The organism is Atopobium sp. oral taxon 416 (genome assembly GCF_018128285.1).
Classification (GTDB): Bacteria; Actinomycetota; Coriobacteriia; order Coriobacteriales; family Atopobiaceae; genus Olsenella_L.
This window is the reverse complement of the sequence record NZ_CP072380.1, coordinates 312,467-333,725: the sequence shown is the minus strand read 5'-3', so window position 1 is coordinate 333,725 and position 21,259 is coordinate 312,467. Positions and strand designations below refer to the sequence as shown.

24 protein-coding genes, 1 tRNA gene and 2 pseudogenes are annotated in these 21,259 nt (G+C 53.1%); 9 read left to right on the top strand and 18 right to left on the bottom strand.

What is annotated here, in order from left to right:
* Positions 1–13 precede the first annotated feature (13 nt).
* The 3 genes from J4859_RS01720 to J4859_RS01710 form a co-directional block, all read right to left on the bottom strand.
* The gene (locus J4859_RS01720; protein WP_212332255.1) at positions 14–1,660 is read right to left on the bottom strand and encodes a peptide ABC transporter substrate-binding protein; all 1,647 of its coding nucleotides are present in this window, start codon (positions 1,658–1,660) and stop codon (positions 14–16) included.
* A gap of 144 nt (positions 1,661–1,804) precedes the next feature.
* The gene (locus J4859_RS01715; protein ID WP_212332253.1) at positions 1,805–2,620 is read right to left on the bottom strand and encodes a PfkB family carbohydrate kinase; all 816 of its coding nucleotides are present in this window, start codon (positions 2,618–2,620) and stop codon (positions 1,805–1,807) included.
* A 47-nt stretch (positions 2,621–2,667) separates the two neighbouring features.
* The gene (locus tag J4859_RS01710; protein WP_212332250.1) at positions 2,668–3,660 is read right to left on the bottom strand and encodes an SIS domain-containing protein; all 993 of its coding nucleotides are present in this window, start codon (positions 3,658–3,660) and stop codon (positions 2,668–2,670) included.
* A gap of 152 nt (positions 3,661–3,812) precedes the next feature.
* On the opposite strand from J4859_RS01710, the gene J4859_RS01705 reads away from it, so the two are divergent.
* Positions 3,813–4,226, top strand: coding sequence for a hypothetical protein (locus J4859_RS01705; protein ID WP_212332247.1), 414 nt, complete (start codon positions 3,813–3,815; stop codon positions 4,224–4,226).
* 166 nt (positions 4,227–4,392) lie between these two features.
* Here the strand turns inward: J4859_RS01705 and J4859_RS01700 are convergent, their stop codons facing one another.
* The 5 genes from J4859_RS01700 to J4859_RS01685 all read right to left on the bottom strand — a co-directional run bounded on the left by J4859_RS01700 (position 4,393) and on the right by J4859_RS01685 (position 7,357).
* Positions 4,393–4,653: a hypothetical protein gene (locus J4859_RS01700; protein WP_212332244.1), complete on the bottom strand. Its 261-nt coding sequence runs from the start codon at positions 4,651–4,653 to the stop codon at positions 4,393–4,395.
* Between the two features lie 143 nt (positions 4,654–4,796).
* Positions 4,797–4,919 carry a transposase gene (locus J4859_RS16650; RefSeq protein WP_256436800.1) on the bottom strand — a complete coding sequence of 41 codons (123 nt, stop codon included), beginning with the start codon at positions 4,917–4,919 and terminating at the stop codon, positions 4,797–4,799.
* A gap of 97 nt (positions 4,920–5,016) precedes the next feature.
* Positions 5,017–5,319, bottom strand: a complete 303-nt coding sequence (locus J4859_RS01695) for a hypothetical protein (RefSeq protein WP_212332241.1) — start codon at positions 5,317–5,319, stop codon at positions 5,017–5,019.
* 267 nt (positions 5,320–5,586) lie between these two features.
* Positions 5,587–6,039, bottom strand: coding sequence for a hypothetical protein (locus J4859_RS01690; protein WP_212332239.1), 453 nt, complete (start codon positions 6,037–6,039; stop codon positions 5,587–5,589).
* Positions 6,040–6,151: 112 nt separating this feature from the next.
* The gene (locus tag J4859_RS01685) at positions 6,152–7,357 is read right to left on the bottom strand and encodes an ATP/GTP-binding protein (RefSeq protein WP_212332238.1); all 1,206 of its coding nucleotides are present in this window, start codon (positions 7,355–7,357) and stop codon (positions 6,152–6,154) included.
* Between the two features lie 252 nt (positions 7,358–7,609).
* Here J4859_RS01685 and J4859_RS01680 point away from each other — a divergent pair.
* The 3 genes and pseudogenes from J4859_RS01680 to J4859_RS17390 form a co-directional block, all read left to right on the top strand.
* Positions 7,610–7,703, top strand: a tRNA-Ser gene (locus J4859_RS01680).
* Between the two features lie 8 nt (positions 7,704–7,711).
* Positions 7,712–7,954: pseudogene (locus J4859_RS17395) on the top strand (hypothetical protein); the annotation flags it as partial.
* Between the two features lie 148 nt (positions 7,955–8,102).
* Positions 8,103–8,315: pseudogene (locus J4859_RS17390) on the top strand (LemA family protein); the annotation flags it as partial.
* Between the two features lie 83 nt (positions 8,316–8,398).
* On the opposite strand, the gene J4859_RS17385 reads toward J4859_RS17390, so the two are convergent.
* Positions 8,399–8,521, bottom strand: a complete 123-nt coding sequence (locus tag J4859_RS17385; RefSeq protein WP_212332237.1) for a DUF4256 domain-containing protein — start codon at positions 8,519–8,521, stop codon at positions 8,399–8,401.
* 363 nt (positions 8,522–8,884) lie between these two features.
* Here J4859_RS17385 and J4859_RS01665 point away from each other — a divergent pair, with 363 nt between their 5' ends.
* Together J4859_RS01665 and J4859_RS01660 are read left to right on the top strand one after the other, a co-directional pair.
* The gene (locus J4859_RS01665) at positions 8,885–10,135 is read left to right on the top strand and encodes an ATP-binding protein (protein WP_212332235.1); all 1,251 of its coding nucleotides are present in this window, start codon (positions 8,885–8,887) and stop codon (positions 10,133–10,135) included.
* A 302-nt stretch (positions 10,136–10,437) separates the two neighbouring features.
* Entirely contained in the window at positions 10,438–10,974 is a 537-nt protein-coding gene (locus tag J4859_RS01660) for an HAD hydrolase family protein (RefSeq protein WP_212332233.1), read from the top strand.
* Positions 10,975–10,997: 23 nt separating this feature from the next.
* Here the strand turns inward: J4859_RS01660 and J4859_RS01655 are convergent, their stop codons facing one another.
* Both J4859_RS01655 and J4859_RS01650 read right to left on the bottom strand, forming a co-directional pair.
* Entirely contained in the window at positions 10,998–11,615 is a 618-nt protein-coding gene (locus J4859_RS01655; RefSeq protein WP_249113846.1) for an aldo/keto reductase, read from the bottom strand.
* The gene (locus J4859_RS01650; protein ID WP_212332229.1) at positions 11,609–12,043 is read right to left on the bottom strand and encodes a hypothetical protein; all 435 of its coding nucleotides are present in this window, start codon (positions 12,041–12,043) and stop codon (positions 11,609–11,611) included. The genes J4859_RS01655 and J4859_RS01650 overlap by 7 nt, the downstream gene beginning before the upstream one ends.
* 250 nt (positions 12,044–12,293) lie before the next feature.
* On the opposite strand from J4859_RS01650, the gene J4859_RS17380 reads away from it, so the two are divergent.
* Entirely contained in the window at positions 12,294–12,929 is a 636-nt protein-coding gene (locus J4859_RS17380; RefSeq protein WP_371812137.1) for an alpha/beta hydrolase, read from the top strand.
* Between the two features lie 84 nt (positions 12,930–13,013).
* Here J4859_RS17380 and J4859_RS01640 read toward each other — a convergent pair whose 3' ends face one another.
* The 4 genes from J4859_RS01640 to J4859_RS01630 form a co-directional block, all read right to left on the bottom strand.
* Positions 13,014–14,513 carry an RNA-binding domain-containing protein gene (locus tag J4859_RS01640; protein WP_212332224.1) on the bottom strand — a complete coding sequence of 500 codons (1,500 nt, stop codon included), beginning with the start codon at positions 14,511–14,513 and terminating at the stop codon, positions 13,014–13,016.
* Between the two features lie 688 nt (positions 14,514–15,201).
* Positions 15,202–15,324, bottom strand: a complete 123-nt coding sequence (locus J4859_RS16645; RefSeq protein WP_256436798.1) for a hypothetical protein — start codon at positions 15,322–15,324, stop codon at positions 15,202–15,204.
* 29 nt (positions 15,325–15,353) lie between these two features.
* On the bottom strand, positions 15,354–15,497 hold the full coding sequence (locus tag J4859_RS01635; protein WP_212332221.1) for a hypothetical protein: 144 nt from the start codon (positions 15,495–15,497) through the stop codon (positions 15,354–15,356).
* A gap of 568 nt (positions 15,498–16,065) precedes the next feature.
* A complete protein-coding gene (locus J4859_RS01630; RefSeq protein WP_212332219.1) occupies positions 16,066–16,647 on the bottom strand; it encodes a transposase in 582 nt (193 codons plus the stop codon).
* A gap of 1,388 nt (positions 16,648–18,035) precedes the next feature.
* Here J4859_RS01630 and J4859_RS01625 point away from each other — a divergent pair.
* Positions 18,036–18,719, top strand: coding sequence for a DUF4230 domain-containing protein (locus tag J4859_RS01625; protein ID WP_212332217.1), 684 nt, complete (start codon positions 18,036–18,038; stop codon positions 18,717–18,719).
* 749 nt (positions 18,720–19,468) lie between these two features.
* Here the strand turns inward: J4859_RS01625 and J4859_RS01620 are convergent.
* From J4859_RS01620 to J4859_RS01610, 3 genes are all read right to left on the bottom strand, one after another.
* Entirely contained in the window at positions 19,469–19,963 is a 495-nt protein-coding gene (locus J4859_RS01620; protein WP_212332215.1) for a transposase, read from the bottom strand.
* Positions 19,964–20,165: 202 nt separating this feature from the next.
* Positions 20,166–20,405: a hypothetical protein gene (locus J4859_RS01615; protein WP_212332133.1), complete on the bottom strand. Its 240-nt coding sequence runs from the start codon at positions 20,403–20,405 to the stop codon at positions 20,166–20,168.
* Positions 20,405–20,575, bottom strand: a complete 171-nt coding sequence (locus tag J4859_RS01610; RefSeq protein WP_212332134.1) for a hypothetical protein — start codon at positions 20,573–20,575, stop codon at positions 20,405–20,407. Before J4859_RS01610 ends, J4859_RS01615 begins: the two co-directional genes overlap by 1 nt.
* 394 nt (positions 20,576–20,969) lie before the next feature.
* Here J4859_RS01610 and J4859_RS01605 point away from each other — a divergent pair, with 394 nt between their 5' ends.
* Positions 20,970–21,113: a DUF151 domain-containing protein gene (locus J4859_RS01605; protein WP_212332213.1), complete on the top strand. Its 144-nt coding sequence runs from the start codon at positions 20,970–20,972 to the stop codon at positions 21,111–21,113.
* Positions 21,114–21,259 lie beyond the last annotated feature (146 nt).

Sequence of the window (21,259 nt, the reverse complement as noted above, 5' to 3'; positions counted from 1 at the left end):
TGGAGTGAAACTGCTACTTCGAAGTCACGAACTTATAGTAGCAAGGAATGCCAGTGATATGCTGCGTCACTCCTTCGATACCGCTGCGCGTAATGGTTGCAGCCCCTGTCTGATAGATAGGGATGCAGACCGCCTGCTCGGTGCAGATCTCATTGCAACGCATAAGCTCATCCCAGCGCGCATCGGCATTGCCAGCATCAGTCGTGTTGGCCTTCTCATAGGCGCTGTCAAACTCGTCGTTCTTCCAGCACGAATAGTTGGAAGGATGATCAGATTCATACATGGCAAGAATTGCTGTAGGATCGGCGTAGTCAGGACCCCAGGCGTGGAAGCAGACCTCAATATCATGCGTTCCCTCCCGGGCAATCCTATTCTTCTTCGGCGTGGATTCCAGGTTAATGGTCAAACCATCCAATGTCTTCTGCAGAGTGTCCTGTATATAGGCGCAGGTTGTCTGAGCGAAGTCCTTCTCCTGATCGTAAAGAATCGTGAATTCCCTCACATCAGTCTCCTGCTGCGCCTGCTTCCAGGTTTCTTGTGCCTTTTCCACGTCGTATGTATAGAGCTGCGGGCTTGCCGCTGCGAAGTCTGTACCATCTTCCTTGGCAAAGAGCCCCACCATGCACATCTGATTGACCGGAGTGGATCCGTCCTTCAAGACGTTGTTGCAGATATCCTCACGATTCAGGGCATATGCAATTGCCTTGCGGAAATTGAGGTTGCTGAGACCCGGAAGCGTCGTATTGATCATCAGGTAGTAGTTGAAGTTGCCTGCTTCTTTTACAAATCCATCAGTATCCTTGTACTGGTTGACAAGGTCTCCCGTCAGCTGCACATAGTCTACCGTGCCATTTTCAAATGCCATGACTGCCTGCTGGGTATCCGAGATGACCTGCAGATTGATGACATCGACATCGACGTTCACGGCATCCCAATAATCAGGATTCTTTGTAAGCGTAATGGTATTACCAGAAATATCGTATTGCGTCAGCGTATAAGCGCCGCAGCACAGCATGTCATCTTTCGTAAGCGCAAAGCTGCTTCCCTTGTCCTCGCGGAATTTCTGCTGGACCGGAGCCCAAGGCGTAAATGCAAGCAGGTCAAGCAGGAAAGGCACAGGGTGTTCAAGGGTCATGACGATGGTGCTGCCATCCTTGGCCTCTACACCAAGCTCGCTCACATCCTTTGTGCCTGCAAGGACGTCACTGTAGTCCTTGATGGCCGCCATTTCGATCTGGTACTGGAAGTCAGCAGCACCATTCTCCGCCTCGGCATTGCGCTGCCAGGCATAGACGAAATCAGCTGCAGTGACAGGATCGCCACTGCTCCATTTCACACCATCGCGAATGTGGAATGTATACGTCATCTGGTCATCCGACACTTCATACGTGTCGCAGAGGCCATTTACCGACTGATTGTCGATATCCTTGACGAAGAGCCCCTCACAGCAGTTCGAGATTAAGCCCATCGAGACGGAATCTCCTGCAACAATAGGATCGAGCGCCATGACAGCACTTGATACGGCAATATTCACCGTCTTTTGAGCTGATATGTTCGCAGAGGTTCCCGATTTTGTACCGCCACCACATCCAGCAAGTCCCGCGCCCAGAAACACAAGACCGACAGTAGAGCCTACCTTCAGGAAGTCACGCCTACTCATAGTGGGTATACCATACTTGAAGTTCATCTTGTACTCCAATCTGCCAACGAGCCTAACGATCATTTGGTCAGAGCAATAAAAATAGCTATCAAAAACAGGCAGAAAGACTCCGCCTACCCAGTTGGGCAATTTATTGAATAACAGTTAATTGCAAGGGTGAGGATGGCCGAAGGCTCCGTGGTAAGTACAGGTCAGGGCCGCTCTTTCGGCTGCAAATGCAAGTGCCCTATCGACATCATGCGTCTCGAAATAGAGAACAAGGAATGCCGCAGCAAAGGAATCTCCAGCACCCATCGCATCGATTGCATCGCAGCTCACAATGCCCTGATGATGCATACCGTCTTTTGCAAGGCAAATGCTGCCTTCAGCTCCACGTGTCACGATCACAACAGTACATCCGAAGCCTTCCGCCGTTCTTGCGAGCTCTTCGCACTCCTCTTCACGCAGGCTTGCACCAGAGAAGAAGGCGATGTCAACCGTGGAGCAGAGCCTCTCCAGCATCGAGCGCTCGTACTCGGTTGAAAAGTCATATGAAAGAGAAGTGACACCGTGGATACGGGCGAGCTCATCGTCAATCCCCGCTTCATTGGTAGCGTGGCAGACATCGAACCTTGCAATACGGTCCAGATCTTCCTGCGAAATCCTCATGCGCAACAGATGGGCAACGGTATCTCGCTTTCCTCTGAAGAACACTCTGTCGCCATCAATAATGCGAACTCCAGGCATGGCAGTGGCGCCTATGGCTCTCCGGCAGCGCCCGGTGGAAACTCCTTCCTCCATCAAGGAAGACTCAATATGGCGCGCAGCGTCATCATTGCCGAAGATTCCAATGAACTCTGAAGCCTCCGCACCGGAGCGACGTGCGTCGACGGCAATATTGACTGCCTGACCACCTGGATAGTAGATTCCATCATCCAGGTAGCAATCGCAGACACAGTCGCCAACCGATATAAGCTTCATCGCAATTCCCTCCCTCCTTTGCGCACTCTCATGCTGTATAGTATGTTCTAGTACTTCATCTGCCACATATAGCGACGGACAGAAAGCGAATGTCCAGTGTCATGTGCATGAGCTTCAACAAACACGCGGATGACAGCGCCAAGCAGCTCAGGCGCAAAGTATTCCTGCACATTTTCGGGCACACCAGAATAGTCGAAGGCCCGCTCGTCAATCACAAGGAGTTCCTTGGAGAACTCGCTGGCAAAAGCCAGTGCACGTTCATCAAGATGGCGAGTAGCGCCATTTCCGACTGAAATGATGAAGGGGACATCAAAGTCCGTCACTTCAAAGGGACCATGGAAATACTCTCCCGAATGAATGCAGTTAGAATTGACCCATTGCATCTCCATAAGCCAGCAGATAGCAAGCGAATACATCTCACCGTAGTTTGCGCCAGAGCCCATGGTATAGATAAGCTTCTCGCGCTTTGTTCTGTCTGCATATTCTGTGCACTTGGTACGATACAGTTCTGCAGCTTTCGCCTTGAGGTCAGGAAGGCTCTCGACTGCATCTGAAGCAGCCTGCCAACGGGCAACATTCTGCGGATCCAGCGCTTTCAGGAATTCGAACCATGCCCTGAGCTCGACGGTTCCTCCCTTGTCGACCTCGTCAGCTTCCTCGCCGTGATCATAATGGATAGGATATCCTGCAGCTCTCCAAAGCGGAGAATTGACAACATTGCTGAATGCAATCGAAAGTGCACCGCTATCGGTAGCACGTTGAGCAGCTGCAACGGTTTCCGGTGTCGCCCCAGAATGCGAGATTGTGATAACGATCGAGCTTGCGTCAAATGCCTTCGGAGTACCGTAGTTAAACTCATTGGATGTGTAGGTAGCAGACGGGATATTCAACTCACGGTCAAACATGTACTGAGCTGACATCATGACTGCCTGTGAACCGCCACATGCCACGAAATAGATGCGCGATATCTTCCCCTCCTTCATGCGGCCTTCGATCGCCTGACGAGCTGCCGCTATCTGCTGCATGTGTTCCTGCTTCATCCTGTCTATACCTCCTTATTGTTATATTACGTTATATGACTTTATATTACCTCGCATTATCTTTGTCAACATAAATATCGGTGACGAAACATTGGCGAATCTACACTCCGAGTGCAACAGGGAAATACGAGCTAGCCGCCCAGGCGCGACCTATGATGGTGCTTGCAAAGACATGCATCCATTGCAGGCACCATGGACGGCTCTACAGCCATCTTAGCATCGAGAAGCGCGAGGACATCATGGTTTGCTGGAAGGGCCATGAGGAGGGGGTCAGCCAGATACAAGGGAGCTCGGACGGGACAAGTCGACCATATCCCACAAGATCAGGCGCAATGGGTGGGAAGGCCCTGCCGCGCATCGAGCGCGCAAAGGCGTGCGGATGTAAGGCGGCTACGCTGCAGGCCCCTCACGGCTACGCTGCAGGCCCCTCAGGCTCATGGACGATCCACATAGGTGCTCGCTGGTCCGTGGGGCTCATGCGGGACGAGCACTGGTCTTCGGAGGAGATAGCAGGGCGCATCTCGGAGGAGCGCCCGGACCTTGCCGCAAGCGACGATAGTATCTAGGGAAACGATGATTAATGCCCCATAACGTGTCAGAGGGGACCGACCACACGACTTTTCTGGGTCGGCATGCGGGAAAGGCAGAAAAGGTTGCTCATCCAACACGTGCAGGAGCCGCTATCCTTACATCCGTCCTGCCCCATGCACCGCAAGAAAGCTCCAAGATGGATCAAGCGACGCTGAGAGCCGGGAGGTGCAGCCTGCCGGCAAAAGATGCACATGGGTAAGGTTTGCAAGGGCGAGAAAGACTTGAGTGTGCAGGCATCTTCTCTATCCTCCTGTAGCGCTTCCTTAAGGGGTCGAAGCGCCGCTTCACGATAAGGAAGGGTGCTTCTGCCTTTGAGCGGCCGGATGCCTTCCTGGACTCGATGTCCTTTTCGGAGAAGAGTGCACAGGCAAGGTCCTCTCTAGTCGAAGGCTTCCTTAGCAACGCTTTAGCGCATAGATGAGAGGTGTGGGTCTTTATGCGTCCTTAAGGGCGCTTCGCTATACCTATATAGCCTAAAGTCTGCGCAGAAAAACCTGTCATCTTCCCTTACGAGTGTGTGTGCCACAGGATATGTCAGATACATTCTAAGCAATCGTCTCCACACCATGCACAAGGCCACCTGCGGCATCCACGCCGATATGTGCCTTGTATCCGATACGCCACTCCTTCCCTTTCTTGGACTGGTGCGCTTTAAGGGTTACGCGCATGGTCCTTGTTCTTTGTGGAGCTTTAGAGCCCAGGTGAAGGTCACATCCACTATGGAGCCACCCCGCGCCGTGATCCCTGCTTCTTCAAGTTCTAAGTTCAGGTCGTGAAGCACAAGCCTTGCCGAACTCCTCTCGCTTTAAGGCTATGGCGCCTCTTCGCAAGTGTCGTCGCATCTGGCACCTGCTCAGACATGAGGTCTACGTGCACAGAAGCGCTGCCAGGAGTGGCAATCCAAGATAGCATCTTTAAGTTCCCTCGTCTTAAGAGCCCAAACATGACCTGCAACAGATACATCCAAAGCTTCGTCTTTGCACCGCGCACATGCCTGACAGGAGCCTGTCCGTGGTAGCTGGGTTCTACCAATGCAATCCAGCTATCCCACACAACGATTACATCCATTTGCTCCAGGTGTGCCTCTCGCCTGGTCTTTCTCCTAAGACCTTAGGATTTAAGGTCCTAAAAGCTCATCAGGCTGTCCATATCTTCCTTTTGGATATGCTGGAATACGTTGCTGTAATTATAACATATCCGCAGGCAGATAGGCATCTATGTGGGTATGGGCACTGTGTGGTTCGAGACATTTTGAGCCGATGTCATACAGCGTGCGGCTCCAGCTACCTCATCGAGGCGAATTAATCATCGTTTCTTCACTAGATGTGATTTGTCTCACTTCAGCAGGTCCTCGAGGTTGAACTGCGCATTCTTCTGGCTGCCTAGATGATGCGTGTAGCCGTGAATGGCAGCAACCAGGTCATGCTGCTGCCAGTAATCCTCCAGGAATACGCGTTCCTTGACTCTACCCATCTTCAGCTTCTGCTTGCACCAGTCGCTGGCCTTCACCTTCTGTTTGCCATGCCTATACCATTCGTCATACTCACCTTCGCTGACAAGAATCAGGACTTCGATCTCCTGTCTCGTAATGATGTCATGGTACACAACCGTATCCTTATAGCATTTCGAAATGACAAACTTGTCAGGATTGACGTCGACAATCCTGGCTATGAGAAGTCCGTTCGGATAATCGTATCCGAAGAACCTGCTCTCAATGTCCTTTGCTTTCCTGAGCCGCGTATAAGGTTTCTGCGTATCGAAATCCAACACAACATTGTCATGAGGCACAACCAACGCATCGTCTTCCAGTAGCTTTTGTACGATCACTGCCTCGGCTGTGCCTTCGCAACTGAAGAGAACATATTTTGATGAAAGCTCGCTTCGGAGCTGTTCTCTTCTACTATTCATTGACACCGTCCTTCACAGAAGCAAGGACATAAGCCATGAGATCGCGTACCTTGGGATAGCTGGGCATGGAGCCCCTGATAAGGTTCGAGAGAATGACTTCGCTCTTCTTGTTCTCGATGCGGTGGACCCGGTCAGAATATTTGACGACCTCTGTCCTATAGGACTCATCGCGTACCAGCAGGTACACGTTGTCTTTCCTGGGCAGCCCATCAATGATTTCCGGATAGTGCGTCGTGAAGACGAGCTGGGCGCCATTCTTGTTGATTGTGGGAGAGAGAAAGATGTTCATGATAGTCTCGACCAGAGACTTGTTGAGTCCCCTCTCAATCTCATCCACAATCATGATGCCGCCATGATTGAGAACATAGATTGCATGCTGAACGAGATCGGCACCAACCAAGGTGCCGCTTGAAAGCTGGCTCTCTGCGGCATTGCGGCTAAGCTGACGTTCTGGCTCTCTGTAGAACTTGAGACGATATACTTCGCTCTCCGGATCCCATCCAAGAGACTCGATACTTCCATCGAAGGCATTGACCAAGGGTGTTGCGTATGATTTTTCCTCGAGATGCCCTGTAACAATCCCGTACTTCTTCACGCGTTTGCCAATAATTGCGGAAACGACACTCATGTTGTCCTGCAGGAACGTCTTCTCTGCGGCAGAAAGCGCACCAGGTTCATTATCCTGCGCGGCGCGATGTATCAGCAGTTCGGATTGAGCAATGAAGCCATCAAACGTAGCTAGTTCTTTTTTTGTCGGATACGACTTTTTAAATCTGTAGAGCCTTTCGTCCTGGATGACATACGGGACTATCGAATCTGCCGCGCCTCTGCCAAGTTCTGCATCCAGCGCATAGTACTTGTCCCTGTGCCAAAATATTGCCTTCAGTCCAAAGCTTTTATTTAGCTTTGCCGGAATTGTCGCAGAGGAATACCGATCGTAACGCATGTCAGAAGACACAGAGAGGTAATCAGCAACCATCCTCAGCAGGTTGATAGTGGTAGTCTTGCCGGAAGCATTTATACCGGAAAGCGCGATGACATTCTGCGTATAGATATTCGAATTGCCTAAACGCATGACACCACGCAGCGCACTCCCATCTCTTGGCTGTGCAACGCGATCGGTCGCATAGAGATCCATCAAGAATTTTCCATCCTTGTAAAGCCTGTCACCGTCAATCTCGAATTTTAGAATCCTCATTGTAGCCTCCGCCCACCATTTCTCTGTATTCAAGCAGTCAAAAATACTGTTTCAAAGCCGAGCATATAGATATTATAAACATATTTTTTGTTTATAAGCACAACATCGAGCCCCTTCTCGGAATCGCCTCAGTTCAGTCTGCGAACGGCCAGCAATTTTCACTGAGCGGATTCAGGAATCTGTACAGAACTCCCCTACAGCAGATGCCTGTTCTGAAGACATGCTGTTTGGGGCACGATGTTAAACGCCCACGAAGAGATGGCAGGGCGGTTGAATGCAGCGGTCTTGAAAACCGCCAGGCGGCCTAGCCATCTCGAGGGTTCAAATTCCTCCCCCCCCTCCGTCATTTTTGCAATGCAGCTACCTGTTGTATGTCACAGGTACTGCATCACGCGGTGTCCCAGTCAGAAAGGACGTTCGACGGCAGCCGCACTCATCATCGCTGCAATCGTAATTATCCTCGCTATCTGGTTCATCACTCTACGCAATGGCATCGTCGAGAAGAACAGCCAGTGCAACAATGCGCTGAAGACAATCGACACCCAGCTCCAGATCCCGAACCTCGTGGAGACCGTCAAAGGCTATGCGAAGCACGAGTCCGAGACGCTTGAGGCCGTGGTGGCAGCACGTGCCACTAACGACGAGCACCACGACGACCAGCGTGTACCTTGCTGCCGACAACTAACTCACTGCGGTCCTCCGCCAGCTCTTCGCCGTCTCCGAGGCCTATCCCAACCTCAAGGCCAATGCAAACTTCCAGCAGCTCCGGGCAGAGCTCATCGACGCCGAGAACCGTGTCTTCTATGCTCGCCAGAGCTACAACGATTGCATGCTCTCCTACGACAATGCAGCCCAGACCTCCCCGGGCAACATCGTTGTCGGCTCCTCCTTCCAGGAGTGTGAAGGCTTCAAGGTAGGAGATGCGGCAGCCCGACAGACTCCGCTCATCAAGTTCTAGGATCCGCGACATACCGTAGTGCACACGTTGAGCGTCCGCAGAGGCGGGTGCCCTTTCTTCATGGTTCGCTATTCTGATCTCGCCTATCCAAGCGGCAGGCAGGCTCTGAAGCCGCGCGACGCATAGTAGACATCGGCGCCATTGCAGCAGATGAAGGTACGGCCATATCTCCTGGATCCGAAGAGAGCAGCTCCCTGCTCCCGCATATCCCGAGGTCTCAGGATCTAGCTCGTCGTCTTCTCGTCGAGTGGCTCTACCTCTTCGAGTGTGAGATACATCTCCTCCGATACGAGCTCAAGCCCATGAGCCTCTGCAAGCTCCTAGGGAAACAATGATTAATTCCCAATAATGTGCCAAAGTGGACCAGCCACGTGGCCTTCCGCGGCCGGCATAGGCATTAATCATCGTTTCCCTAGGATCGCCACGCAGCAGTAAATGCCCTGTACTGTCTTTCTCCACATTCATACGAATCTCAGTTTCGTAGGCATACGATAGCTACGATGCGCTTTATCGTAGCTATCGTATGCTATGATTCTCTACGATGCTATCCCCAGTAGATAGGAGCACCCATGAACCGTGAGGGACCGAGCCTTGAATACAAAGCTGCCATCACATCATCATTTCTAAAAACAGTAAGCGCATATGCCAACTATGGGCGCGGGAAAATAATCTTTGGCATCGCTGACGATGGCTCCCCTGCGCCTCTTGCCAATCCGATTCAAGCTTGCCTGGACATAGAAAACAAAATTAATGATTCAATCGAGCCACGACCCCGTTTCAGCCTACTTCCCGATCTGCAATCGAGTATTGTAACGCTCACAGTAGAAGAGGGCCTAGATAAGCCCTACCTCTATCATGGCAAGGCATATTGCAGAAACGACTCAGCGTCGGCGCCAGTAGATCGTCTTGCCCTATCTCGTCTTGTGCTAGAAGGGGAAAATAGAACATTCGACTCGCTTCCCTCCTCCCAGCAAGATCTATCTTTTTCGATTTTGGATTCCACGTTGCGAGAGTCTCTAAACATCGAGAATACAGATGACAACGTTCTGAAGTCGCTGGGCCTGCTCAACAGAGACGGTTATACCAACGCAGCCGCACTTGTAGCAGATAAGAATTCCTTCCCAGGCACAGATTTTGTCAGATATGGCTCGACAGTTGATGTGATTGCCTCCCGTTCCAGCAACTCTGGCGTCTCTGTTCTCCAGCAGTATCAACTAGCTTTAGACTATTACGAGACATACTGCGTTGTCGAAGTGATAGACAGAACCCGCAGAGAGCGGCGGGAATTAGTGCCAGCACGTGCGTTTCGTGAAGCCTACGTTAATGCCATCGTCCACAGGACATGGGATGTCAACGCAAATGTACAAGTTGCCATCAACAATGGGCAGGTCTCCATCACTTCCCCTGGAGGACTTCCTTCTGGCATAACTGAATTCGAGTATCGAGAAGGCAGAGTATCCGTTCTCAGAAACCCTATCTTGGCCGGACTGTTTTTGCGCCTACAGCTCATTGAGAGTTTGGGGTCAGGAATACCTCGAATAAAAGCCGCATACGAAGAGACATCATGTACTCCAAGCTTTCGGATTGGACCAGAGAGTATCTCAGTTATGCTGCCATTTGTAACAGCACACAAGGGCACAAAAGATGAACAAGATATCGTGCGGGCACTTCAAGGTGGCACAGAACTCTCCCGTGCGCAATTACAGGTCGTGTGCAACCTCACCCGAGATCGCACGCTCACAGCTATACGAGCCCTCATCAAAGACGGCACTGTCAAACGCATCGGAAAGGCTAGGGCATCTAAGTACAAACTAGCGTAGGCGTTACTCGTAGTCGTTCAAATACCAAGAAGTATAGAAATCTGATCCACGGCATACCTATTTTAGCTACTGACTCATGCTACCGAGAGTCCCTCTAGGGAAACGATGATTAATGCCTATGCTGGCCGCGAAAGGCCACGTAGCTGGTCCTTTCTGGCACATCATTGGGAATTAATCATCGTTTCCCTAGAGGGCCCACCTTATAGTTACAATGGCGGCTGCCTGAACCGCATCGGTGACCCCAGGCCCGCACCTACCACACGCTGTCACACCAGAAGGCGGAGGCGCTCTTTCTCTACGGCATGGGCCTGGGCAGCGTCAGCCTGCACCTCTGCGAGGTGTCCGGTAAGGCCTGGACCTGGAGACTGCAGCCGGATGAGATTAGCTACCTGGCGGGCCACATGGACTACGAGCTGATGGACGAGCCCACCCTCAACTTTTTGAAGGACGTGCCCATCACGAAGGTGCTCTACTGCATCCCCGACGGCACCGATGAGCTGTGGTGTATTGAGAAGGGCATACCGGCTGACCTCAAAGTGGGCACCTCCACGACCTCCAGATCGGGGCGCTACCTGGAGTTCAACCCCAAGGGCGTCGACAAGGGCGCAGGCCTTCAACAGCTCGCAGAGCTCCTGGGCGTCGACCTCGCCGACACAATAGCCGCGGGCGGCGCCGCTAACGACGCCAGCATGGTCGCGACCGCCAGCGTGGGCGTCTGCGTCGCTAGCGCCCGCGACGGCCTGGACCAGGTGGCGAACTACCAAGCCCAGTCGACCAACAACGACGGCGTGCTGGAGGAGATCCTCGAGAAGATCGTCCTGCCCGCGGCTGGCGAGTAGCCCACGGTTCCTACTCCTGTACGTCAAAGTCCATCCACATGAATGCGTACGAGATCTCCAGCAAGAGGACCCCATGCATCCCTCTGCTCGTTCAGCGACATGAAGAAGATGCCAGCAGTGCGATAGTCGATGTTGAAGTACCGACCTCCCTCTCCCCGGTCCAGCGCCCTGATGTGCGCCATGTCGTCGTTGGTGAGCTCGAAGTCAAAGACGTCGATATGCTTCTGGATGTGGTCGGGATTCGTGAGCCCAGGGATGGCGGAGAAGCTCTCCTGCAGGTGCCAGCGTAAGATTGTCTGTACCACACTCTTGTTGTACTCCTGAACTATGTCGATGAGCGTGTCGTTGCCCAGCAGGGCTGGGTCGGCATGGCCCAGGAAATACACCTGCATATCATACTGTGACGCCAGCTGCTGCGTCTGGTGACGCTGGGCGTAGGGATGGCATCCGATCTGCATGATCTGTGGCTTTACCTGTGCCTTGTTCACAACCTGCTGGAAGGCGCCCGGCAGGTTGTCGAAGTTGCTGATACCCAGAGCACGCATCTTATCGTGGCGATAGGTATCCTCTAAGGCTTGCCAGGTGCCCATGTAGTCGCCAGCCGGATGGTGCAAGTACAGACAATCGAGGTAGTTTACCAGCAGACGGTCGAGCCTTTCGTCGATAGTTCGAGAGGCGTTAGCGTAGTCACTGGGCTAAAGCTTGCTCGTAAGCCAAATCTACTCGCGAGGAACACCGCTGTCAATGATTCCCTGTCCCACGTATCGCTCGTTGTAGTAGCCATGGACTGTGTCCAGGTGGTGATCCCCACCGACAGCGCGGTGACGACCGACTGTCTGACAGTCTCGTTCAGGCGGTCACGACCGGACTCACTCGAGTCAGACTCGAGCGCCTGCGCCTGTGTACTCAGTCCAAACTGCGGGAGCTGCGCCTGGTTCGAAAGGTCCAGCAGGGGGACACCTGCCGTAGAGACGATATCGGTAGCCTGCACGCCGCTATCGGATACCACCGGGACGCTTTCGTCAACTGTGTTGAACGAGCAGGCCCCCAGGGCTCTCGTTAACCCCAAGCCCCATGACATCTATCACAGTGCCGCGCAGAAGCTGCCTGCGAGTAATCGATTCCCTCATGGTCCTCCCCTGTGGGCACTTCGCACTCTGGCGTTCGTTCGGATGTCTCAGCCCATGCTTTGGCCATGTCCGCGTTTCCCCTGCTATCCATTAGCATTGGGGCTATGGGGAAAGAAATACACTGCTGAATTCGTCTTCGAGTATCTAAGGTGCAGATAGCGGGGTTTCTCGCAGCCAAAAAGAGCATCTGTGTTATCACAAAATCATCTGGGTCGGATACCACGAGCTGACTTTACAGGCGAAAGAGAATACATAGGCGCCAAGAAGTGCGCGCGGAGGACAAAGCCATTGAGACCCAGGACGATTCTGCGACGCGTCGCGATCAGTGTCCTGACCGCCATCACCGTGTTAATTGTAGTGTTCCTTACATACACGAGCGCGTACTCCTGGGCGATACCGCGGGCCGAGGCGGCACTTGCCGGCAGCGACGACGCGCTGGTGTTCTACCCCAGCGGCAAGGTGCAGTGCGAGACCTACGCCGCCCAGCTTTTGGCCATTGCCCAGAGGGGCACCGACGTGTTCCTGGTACGCACGCCCCTGAACTTCGCCTTCCTGGACATAGACGCAGCCGACAGGGTGATTGACAGCGGCGCATACCACTACCTGCACTGGTGCGTAGGCGAGCACTCGCTGGGAGGCACCATGGCCACCGTGTACGCCGGCCTGCGCCCAGACGACTACACCGAGGTGGTCATTGAGGGCGACAACCATACACAGTTTGGAGACTACGGAACACAGGACGGAGGCGGCACGATGATCGTGAGCGCCGAGGATCAGCAAGAGCAGACGGCCGGCGCGGTGGCCAAGTTCATGCAGGCGGCGTAGGGAAGTCCTTCTCTTCCGCTACCGTCACCTCCAGCAACGGAGCGTAGCTTTGACGGGCGGTAGACTCCTGCGCCCATCTCTGCTCTATGGCCTGGCGATCCTATTCCTAGCACCGTCCCGCACGGATCGAAGAGTTCCCTCCGACAGCATCGCATCAACCGTGATGCGGAGCCTCTTCGTGATGCCTTTATAGCCCAGGAGCCTCGCGAGCTCAGAGATGAGCACCGGTCGTTCCGGCAGCGCGTCGAGTATCCGCTGCTCCAGTTCCCGCCGCCCCGCGTCCCTCCTGCTTTCCTGCGGCTGGAACGCCGGGTGGACGTGCAGTATTACCGAGAGGTAGTTGCGATTCTCGTCCATCTGGAAGTCGGGCATGGGAGAACCGTTGTCCGCCAGAGCCCTAAACGTCGTGGGGAACCCTGTGTTCCTTCCCTCGATGAGGTGGAGCTCCTTGAGAAAGTCACCGATACGGCGGTTACGGTAGATGCGCCCACGGATGTTGCGAGACTGGATGTCGCTATCCTTGATACTGCGGTCGAATCCGGGATAGCTGGTGATCTCGAGCGCGTCAGGCGTCTTTCGCACCGTGATTGGCTCACTGACCTTGTAGGACCGGTGGTACACGGCGTTGGAGAGTATCTCTTCTACAGCAGCATAGGGATAGTTGAACACGGTCTGAGACTCTGCCCTATCGGCGAACTTCACGATCTTGGACTCAAGCATGTAGTTTTTGATGTAAGTAAGAGCATCTCGCAGCTGGCGCTGGATAGGTCCGGTGAAGGTTTTCTCGACCATATTCTGACCCGTGGGGTCGGGCAGATCGACGACCTCGATTCTCGCGTAACGAAAATACGTATGGATGTGGTCCGAAAACATGAGGATACCGACGTTGCGCGGACGAAGGCTCTCAGGTGGCCCTGACAGCAGCTGCAGGTCGTCAGCAAGCTCTTCAAGAGTTGCGTGCTCGGACTGCTCGTAGAGGCTGCTTCCAATTTCCTTTAGGTGATCACGCATCAACGCAAGGCTCAGGTCGCTGGGAAAAGCGGCAAGGTTGGCCTGATCATCGAAGGGAATGGTGCTGGACACATAGTAAAGCTCTCTCTCCTCCTCGGACGTAGCCACAGGAGTGCTGGCCATCTTTCGAATGTAGTAGAGCCTCTCGGTCGAGCCTTTCTTGTAAACGTTCTTGTACGCCTTGTATGGCCTACCCTGTCCGCCGGGACACCATATGACGATTACATACCTGTTCTCGGCAACCTGCTTCGGCTCCACGATAGGCTCGTAGTGAGGCTCGATCCCCCGGCATAGCTGGGACAGCCTCTTGAGAACGCTGTCGACCTGCTCGCGTGATATCCCCTTCGGTGGCAACTGGAGCAAAGAGTTCTTCTCAGCAACCCCTATGAGCACGTAACCGCCACCGATGTTGTCGATATCATTGGCGAAAGCACAAATCGTATGCACGACGCGCTCGGGATTGAAGTCCTCCTTTGCCTCGATGCGAGACGACTCGACAACGGAACCACTCACTAGCTCCTTGAAGTTGATGGGTATCGCTATAGGGACCTCCCCCTGCTCTCGCAGGTCCAATAAAACTCGGTAGCTCGATGATATATTCACCGAATATTCGATGCAAGTATCGTCGAATATTCGACAATAACGTCGAGTTATCGAGTTTTCGACTCGAACATCGCTTTGTGGCCTCTAGGGAAACGATGATTAATGCCCCATAACGTGTTAGAGGGGACCGACCACACGACTTTTCTAGGCCGGAATGCGGGAAAGGCAGGGAAGGATGCCCATCCAGCACGTACAGGAGCCGCCATCCTTACATCCGTCCTGCCCCATGCACCGCAATAAGGCCCCAAGACGGATCAGGCGACTCCGGGAGCCGGGAGGTGCAGCCTGCCGGCAAAAGATGCACATGGTAAGGTTTGCAAGGGCGAGAGAGACTCGAGCATACAGGAGCTCTTCTCTATCCCCTAGTAGCGCTTCCTTAAGGGGATCGAAGCGCCGCTTCACGATAAGGAAGGGATGCTCTACCTTTGAGCGAACGGAGGCCTTCCTGGACTCGATGCCTTTTTCGGCTGAGAGTGCACAGGCAAGGCCTTCTGTAGTCGAAGGCTTCCTTGCAACACTTTAGCGCATAGATGAGAGGTGTGGGTCTTTATGCGTCCTTAAGGGCGCTTCGCTATACCTCTATAGCCTAAAGTCTGCGCAGCAGAACCTATCATCTTCCCTTACGAGTACGTGTGCCACAGGATATGTCGGACACATTCTAGGCGGTCGTCTCCACACCATGCACAAGGCCACCTGCGGCATCCACGCCGATATGCGCCTTGTATCCGATACGCCAGGCTCTCTCTTTCTTAGACTGGTGCGCTTTAAGGGTCGCGCGCATGGTCGTGGTTCTTCGTGGAGCTTTAAGGCTCAGGTGAAGGTCACATCCACAATGGAGCCACCCCGCGCCGTGATCCCTGCCTTTTCAAGCTCTAAGTTCAGGCGTGAAGCACAAGCCTTACCGAGTCCCTCTCGCTTTAAGGCTATGGCGCATCTTCGCACTCGTCGTTGCATCTGGCACCTGCGCTTGCATGAGGTCTGCGTGCACAGAAGCGCTGCCAGGAGTGGCAATCCAGGATAGCATCCTTAGGTTTCCTCGTCTTAAGAGAGCGAACATGACCTAAAGCAGGCTACATCCTGTTATGAAGTGACCGTTGTCAAGAGGCAATTTCAGGAAATTTCCCCCCCTGGCTAGCCACATTTGTGTTTCTCTGACAGCATCTGGAAAGAGCTCTGATTTAACAGTTCCCGGCATGTGGCCACTCTGTTATACGTGGATTGGCTACCAACAGGCTAATGGTTTTGCCATGAGCTCTGCGATCTAAAAGCGTGGATTTCTGTTTCCAGTGCCAACATAGGATGGACGCGGATGGCTTAAACCTTACAGTGATCACAGCTCCCTCCAGATGCTGTCAGGTATTTACTTTGTCTATTACTGCATAAATCCGCAGATTCCTGTGGATTTATGCCTTGGCTGCCCATAGACATCATGGACAGATAGCTGTCACAGGACTTGCCGCGTAAGCGGTGCGTAGCACCCTTGACAGACAAATGGACCAGATGTTACTCATGCTGCCTTCTTTTAGGCTTCTCTGAAAGCGATAGTGCCTGTCATCATTGCCCATATAAAGCAGGCAAGTTCCCTGGCAGCCGCAGCAACCGCTACATTTCTTTTTTTCCCATGGCGGATCATGCGGTAATACTTGCTTTGAAGTCTTGTGTTTGCTCTGTCAGCATATGCAATGACATCAGCTGTATTCCCGTCCTGCCTGCAGCGCAGTTCCTTGGATTTATGTCCGATCTGTCCCTTGCAGATTCCTTTTGCCCCTTCAATGAGAAGCGTACGAAGATGACTGTTGCCAGCTTTTGAAATTCCGCTACGTTGGATCTTTGTTCCACTGGAAGATTCTCCCGGCGCAAGCCCGAGGAATGCAGCGTAGGTATTGCCTTTGGCAAAACGACTGAAATCGCCGGTTTCTACAATCAGTGAAGGTGCCGTATGAGTCTTTATACCGAGAAGACAGCCAAGCTTTTTGACACTTTCCTTGTAATCATCATCGCCAGCAAGTTCCTCGATCCGTTTGTCGAAGCGTTCGATCTTTGATGAGTGTTCCTTATAGGATGCCAGATACTCGTCGAGGGTCTTACGCAGCAGATCATCCACCTCCAAGTGTCTTCAGCTAGCTCCAGTGCTTGATTGTCCATTTGTTGCCATCATAGAAAAAGCCATGACGCAGGCAGAAAGCATTGATCTGCTGTTTGATCTTCTTGAGTGCCAGTTTGTGGTCATCCCTCATACGGAGATATTCTTTTACAGAGTCATCCTTATCGGTGGGAACATGAACCGCATGATACCCGCCATAGCAAAGACACTGAGGCAAAGACACTGAGCGATCATGTTGGCATCACGTGCATCCGTCTTCACCCGCTTGCCCTGAGGGGCTAGCATTGTGCTCGGCGCAAGAATGACGCATTTTACACCGGCGTTCGTTAGCTGATGGTATAAGGAGTATCCAAGACATCCGGCTTCGTAGCCGCATTCAACAGAATAAGTATCGGTAAGGCCAAGTTTCTTTTTAAGGTTCTCAATAAATTGGAGAACGTTTTTATAATCAGGGGTACCTGGATGTTGGCGAAGACCCTGTCCTCTGCCCCAACCACAGGCTCCATTGCACACAAAGTGTAATTCGAACTATGGACATCCATTGCGATTTTGAGTACTCTATTCATTAGTGATCTCCTTTTGTATGTGGTAAACCAGCTTACTTTATGTTAAACACCTATCGTATAGCGGCAAATCCACGTTGCTACTAATGTGAGGTCACTTCATATTATCTAAAGCTTTGTCTTTGCAGCGCGCACATGCCTGCCACGCGCCTGTCAGTGGTAGCTGGTATCTACCAGTGCAATCCAGCTATCCCACACAACGATCGCATCCACCCGCTCCAGGCGTGCCTCCCGCCCAGTCTTTCTCCTCAGACCCTGGAATTTAAAGTACCCAAAGCTCATCTATCTGTCCATATCTGCCTTTTAGATATGCTGGAATGTGTGGATGTAGCTATACCATATCCAGAAAGACAGATAGGCATTTATGTGGGTATGGGCACTGCGTGGTTCAAGACATTTTGAGCCGATGTCATACAGTGTACAGCTCCACTGGCCTCATCGAGGCGAATTAATCATCGTTTCCCTAAGAGAGATGCTCACGCCGCCTTCTTGCAACAGAGAACATAATCCACATTGTGTCCTTGTAAGAACTTGTGCGCTGTTTTCCTATCACGTGGATACCCTAGCGTCTGCATTGCTTTGCCAATGAAGTGACCGTTACACTCATATTCTTCAATGAAGCATTTCTTTTGATCTTCTTGATATATCTGACATTCCAATCTTTGAGTCAGATGTACAGATTTTTTTGCCGGCACCTCCAAATTCCATACAAGAATCGCTGCAATTCTGAGATAAAATCGTCACTTATGTCACGTATGGTCACATCCTCGCGAAAATAACATGCCATATAGTGAGAAGGAAACTTTACGGATAAGGAGACCCACCATGGCAACGCAAGAAGAACCGGCCAAGACTACCAAGGCCAAGAACATCAAGCACGGTATTTTCATGTTCCTCATCGGCCTGGTATTAGGAGCAGTGGCATGTGGCGCAGTCATTTACTACATTTTCGCCGTGTCCTCCAAAGAGGGGACGACTGCACAGGTCGAGACGCTCTCGCCGACCGTTGTCTTCTCACGTGTCCAAGACCAGGGCGAACTCGTCAGCGCGTCGCAGGACTATACATACGTCGACAAGGTCACCGATTCGAATCGTGACCTCTTCAACAAGTTCGATGTCCCCTTCACCGAGAACAGCTTCTGGTACCGCTACTCTGGGACACTCAAAGCCGGCGTTAACCTGAAGACCGCCTCCATTGAACAGGATTCCGAGAATTCAAACGTACTCAATGTCACCCTCGACCAGCCGTCGATAGTCTCGAATACCCCCAATATGGATCTGTCAGGCGTACTGGAAGAGAACAACAACCTTCTTAATCCGATAAGCATCGGAGAGTCTGATGCTTTCCAAAAGAAATGCATCGAGAGAAGTGAGCAGGAAGCTACCGCAGGGGGACTCCTGGACGACGCAAAAACCAATGCAGAGAAGGAAATTACGAACCTCTACAATGCAGCTTTCGGCAAGGATTACTACACAATCAACTTCACCTACCGCAACGCAGATTCGTAAGCCACAGACAATACAAGCAATCAGTAACATCAGGGGATAAGGGCAGATAGGCTGGACAGATTCACTTTCCCTTGACACTCTATTTATAGCAAGAAGCGCGGCAAGCGTTCCTACTTTGGGAGCAGCTGCCGCGCTCTTTTGTTGCATGCCGGCAGAACTCCTCGAGAGTCCTATGAAACTCAGGTATGAATGGAAAGTCTCTGGTATCAAGGGGTGCCTGCAACTGCCGACAGACACGCACAGAGTTCTACGGGCGCTTCGAAAGAGTATTCTCGTTGGGTCCAGAAGCAACGCGGGTTGCATGAAAATCCTAAATCCCACTGTTGACGCACTGTTGACGGACTCGCTTCAAGGCGATGGAGACAGTCCTGCAGCCACTCTGAAACGGCTCTTCTGTCTCGTGCCAGACAGGCTGGATGTATATCGACGAGTCTCTTACGAGCAGCAGGAAAGGTCTGCCACCGTGGAAACCACACGGGCATTGGCACACCATGCATTCCCACAGCATCTCGGCAAAGGCTTGAAGACAGGTACCATATCTCCGCAAAGAAGCATATGAACGAGGCTGATAGCATGGCATTGATACAGATGGACATACAGACGATTGTGGTAGGCGGAGGTCCCGTGGCTTCCCTCCTGGCGCTGAAGCCCCGTGTCTCGAAGAGGTTCCACACGACGCGCAGCTGCCGAACAAGATCGACCCTGTGGAGGCCATGACAACAGGCAGGGGGAGTGTCCCTATAGTCCTGTCAAGCCGTAGCAGGTGACTTTTCTACATCTTCAGCCGGCGGCTCCACATACGGCACCCCATCGCGCATCACCGCATAGATGACACGGAGCCTCTTGCGGACCACTGCCTTGAGCGCCTTGTTGTGCCTCATGCCCCGCGCCACGCAGGCATCGTAGTACCTTCCGAAGCACCTCTTCGTCCCCACGAGGGAGTTGCAGCTGAATATGAGGAGGATCTTCAGCGCCTTGTTGCCTTTATGGGCGTCCTTCTGCGACTTTATGGAGGATCTGCAGTCGTGGTCCGCAGGCACGAAGCCGCAGTATGCGGCGAGCTTGCTGTCTCTTAGGAAGAGCGAGGTGGCGAACATCGAGGTGCTCTGAGGCCCTATGCCCGGGATGGTGAGCAGGCAGCGGTAGGTCTTATCGTCCTGGAGCAGGCGGCCCAGCTTGGAGAAGAGCTTTGCCCTCTCGGAGCTGGCCGCAAGGATCTCCCTGGCAAGGCTGCTTGCCAGCATGTCCTTTGCATCGGGATGGAAGGGCGAGGAGGGGAAGAGCGTGGGACAGCTTCCAGAAGGCATCCCTTGCCTGTACAGGCACGCCCTGTCTCGCGCACAGCGTGCAGTAGTACCTCCTGCCTGCAGCGGCAAGCCCTGTTGCCCCTCCGTCGGCCATGGCCACGAGCTGCCATGCGCTCGAGAGGTCCGCTGCGGCTCGGACTTAAGAAGCACCGCATGGAGCCTGTTGCAGGCCGGAGCGCCTCGTGGCATATGAGAGCTGCAAGGACAGCAGCGAGACGCAGGTGCTGAGGTCGTCGGTCTCGGCGATCGGCCTGATGGCCGTCCTGCTGCCGATCCCTGCCTGCGCGATGAGATCGGTATCTGTTCGGTCGTTCTTGACCGTTCCGGGAAACATCTCCCGGGCGTACTTCATCGCCTTCCCCGGGAAGGTATCTAACATCAATCCTTTTCGCGCACCACCTGTACACGATAAGCAAGCCGATGTTGTTCTTCTGGTCCACAATTGACCAGGGCGCCCGATCCTGCCTCGTCGAGCAGCGCCTCGATGTTCTCCTGGCACCTGTCCTGCCTGCGGCTGATCGCGATGGTGCCACCCAGTTTCAGGTTCACTGCCCGGAGGAATGGCCTCCCGACATCTATCCCGAGATAGAAGCGCTGCGGCCCGAACTAGTCTTTCTGCTTGCACTCCATGGTGGTCATCTCCTCTTTTGCCGGCAGGCCAGCGTGTCTGAGGGACGACATCCACACTACCCTGCTTATCGTGTGGCACATCCCTATCAGCCGTTCTCAGACAGACCACCATCCCTTGGCAGCAACATCCCCTCGGGCCTTCGTAAGAGACAGGGGCACACGGCTGTCCGGGGGAGGTCGGCCAGCAGCCCCTTCAGGGGCTATATACAAGGTTAGGGAATCCGCAGGCAATGCATTGTCGAAAACCCCAAAGCTTGGAGAGGCTCCTAGGGACTGTCTCTCACTGTAATGGGTGAACGACTCTCACCGCACGATGGACAGGTCCATGACGCACAACCTTCTGATCAATGTCATCGAGTCCCTCGGTGCCCAGCTCGATTCCGTCATCATCAGTGCAGTCTCCGGAAAAAAACGCTTGACCTGTGTCAATATTTCGGACGGCGGATTAGCATTCTGAGTGCAACAGGATAGCCCGCTGAATGCAAGCGTGGCACACTCCGGAAGGCTACGATGTTGGTTGTCCAAGTCAACGTCGAAAGCTAAAAGGAATGTGCCACTACAAACATCTTAGCCCTCAGGAGAGGAACTGCATAGCCGTACTGT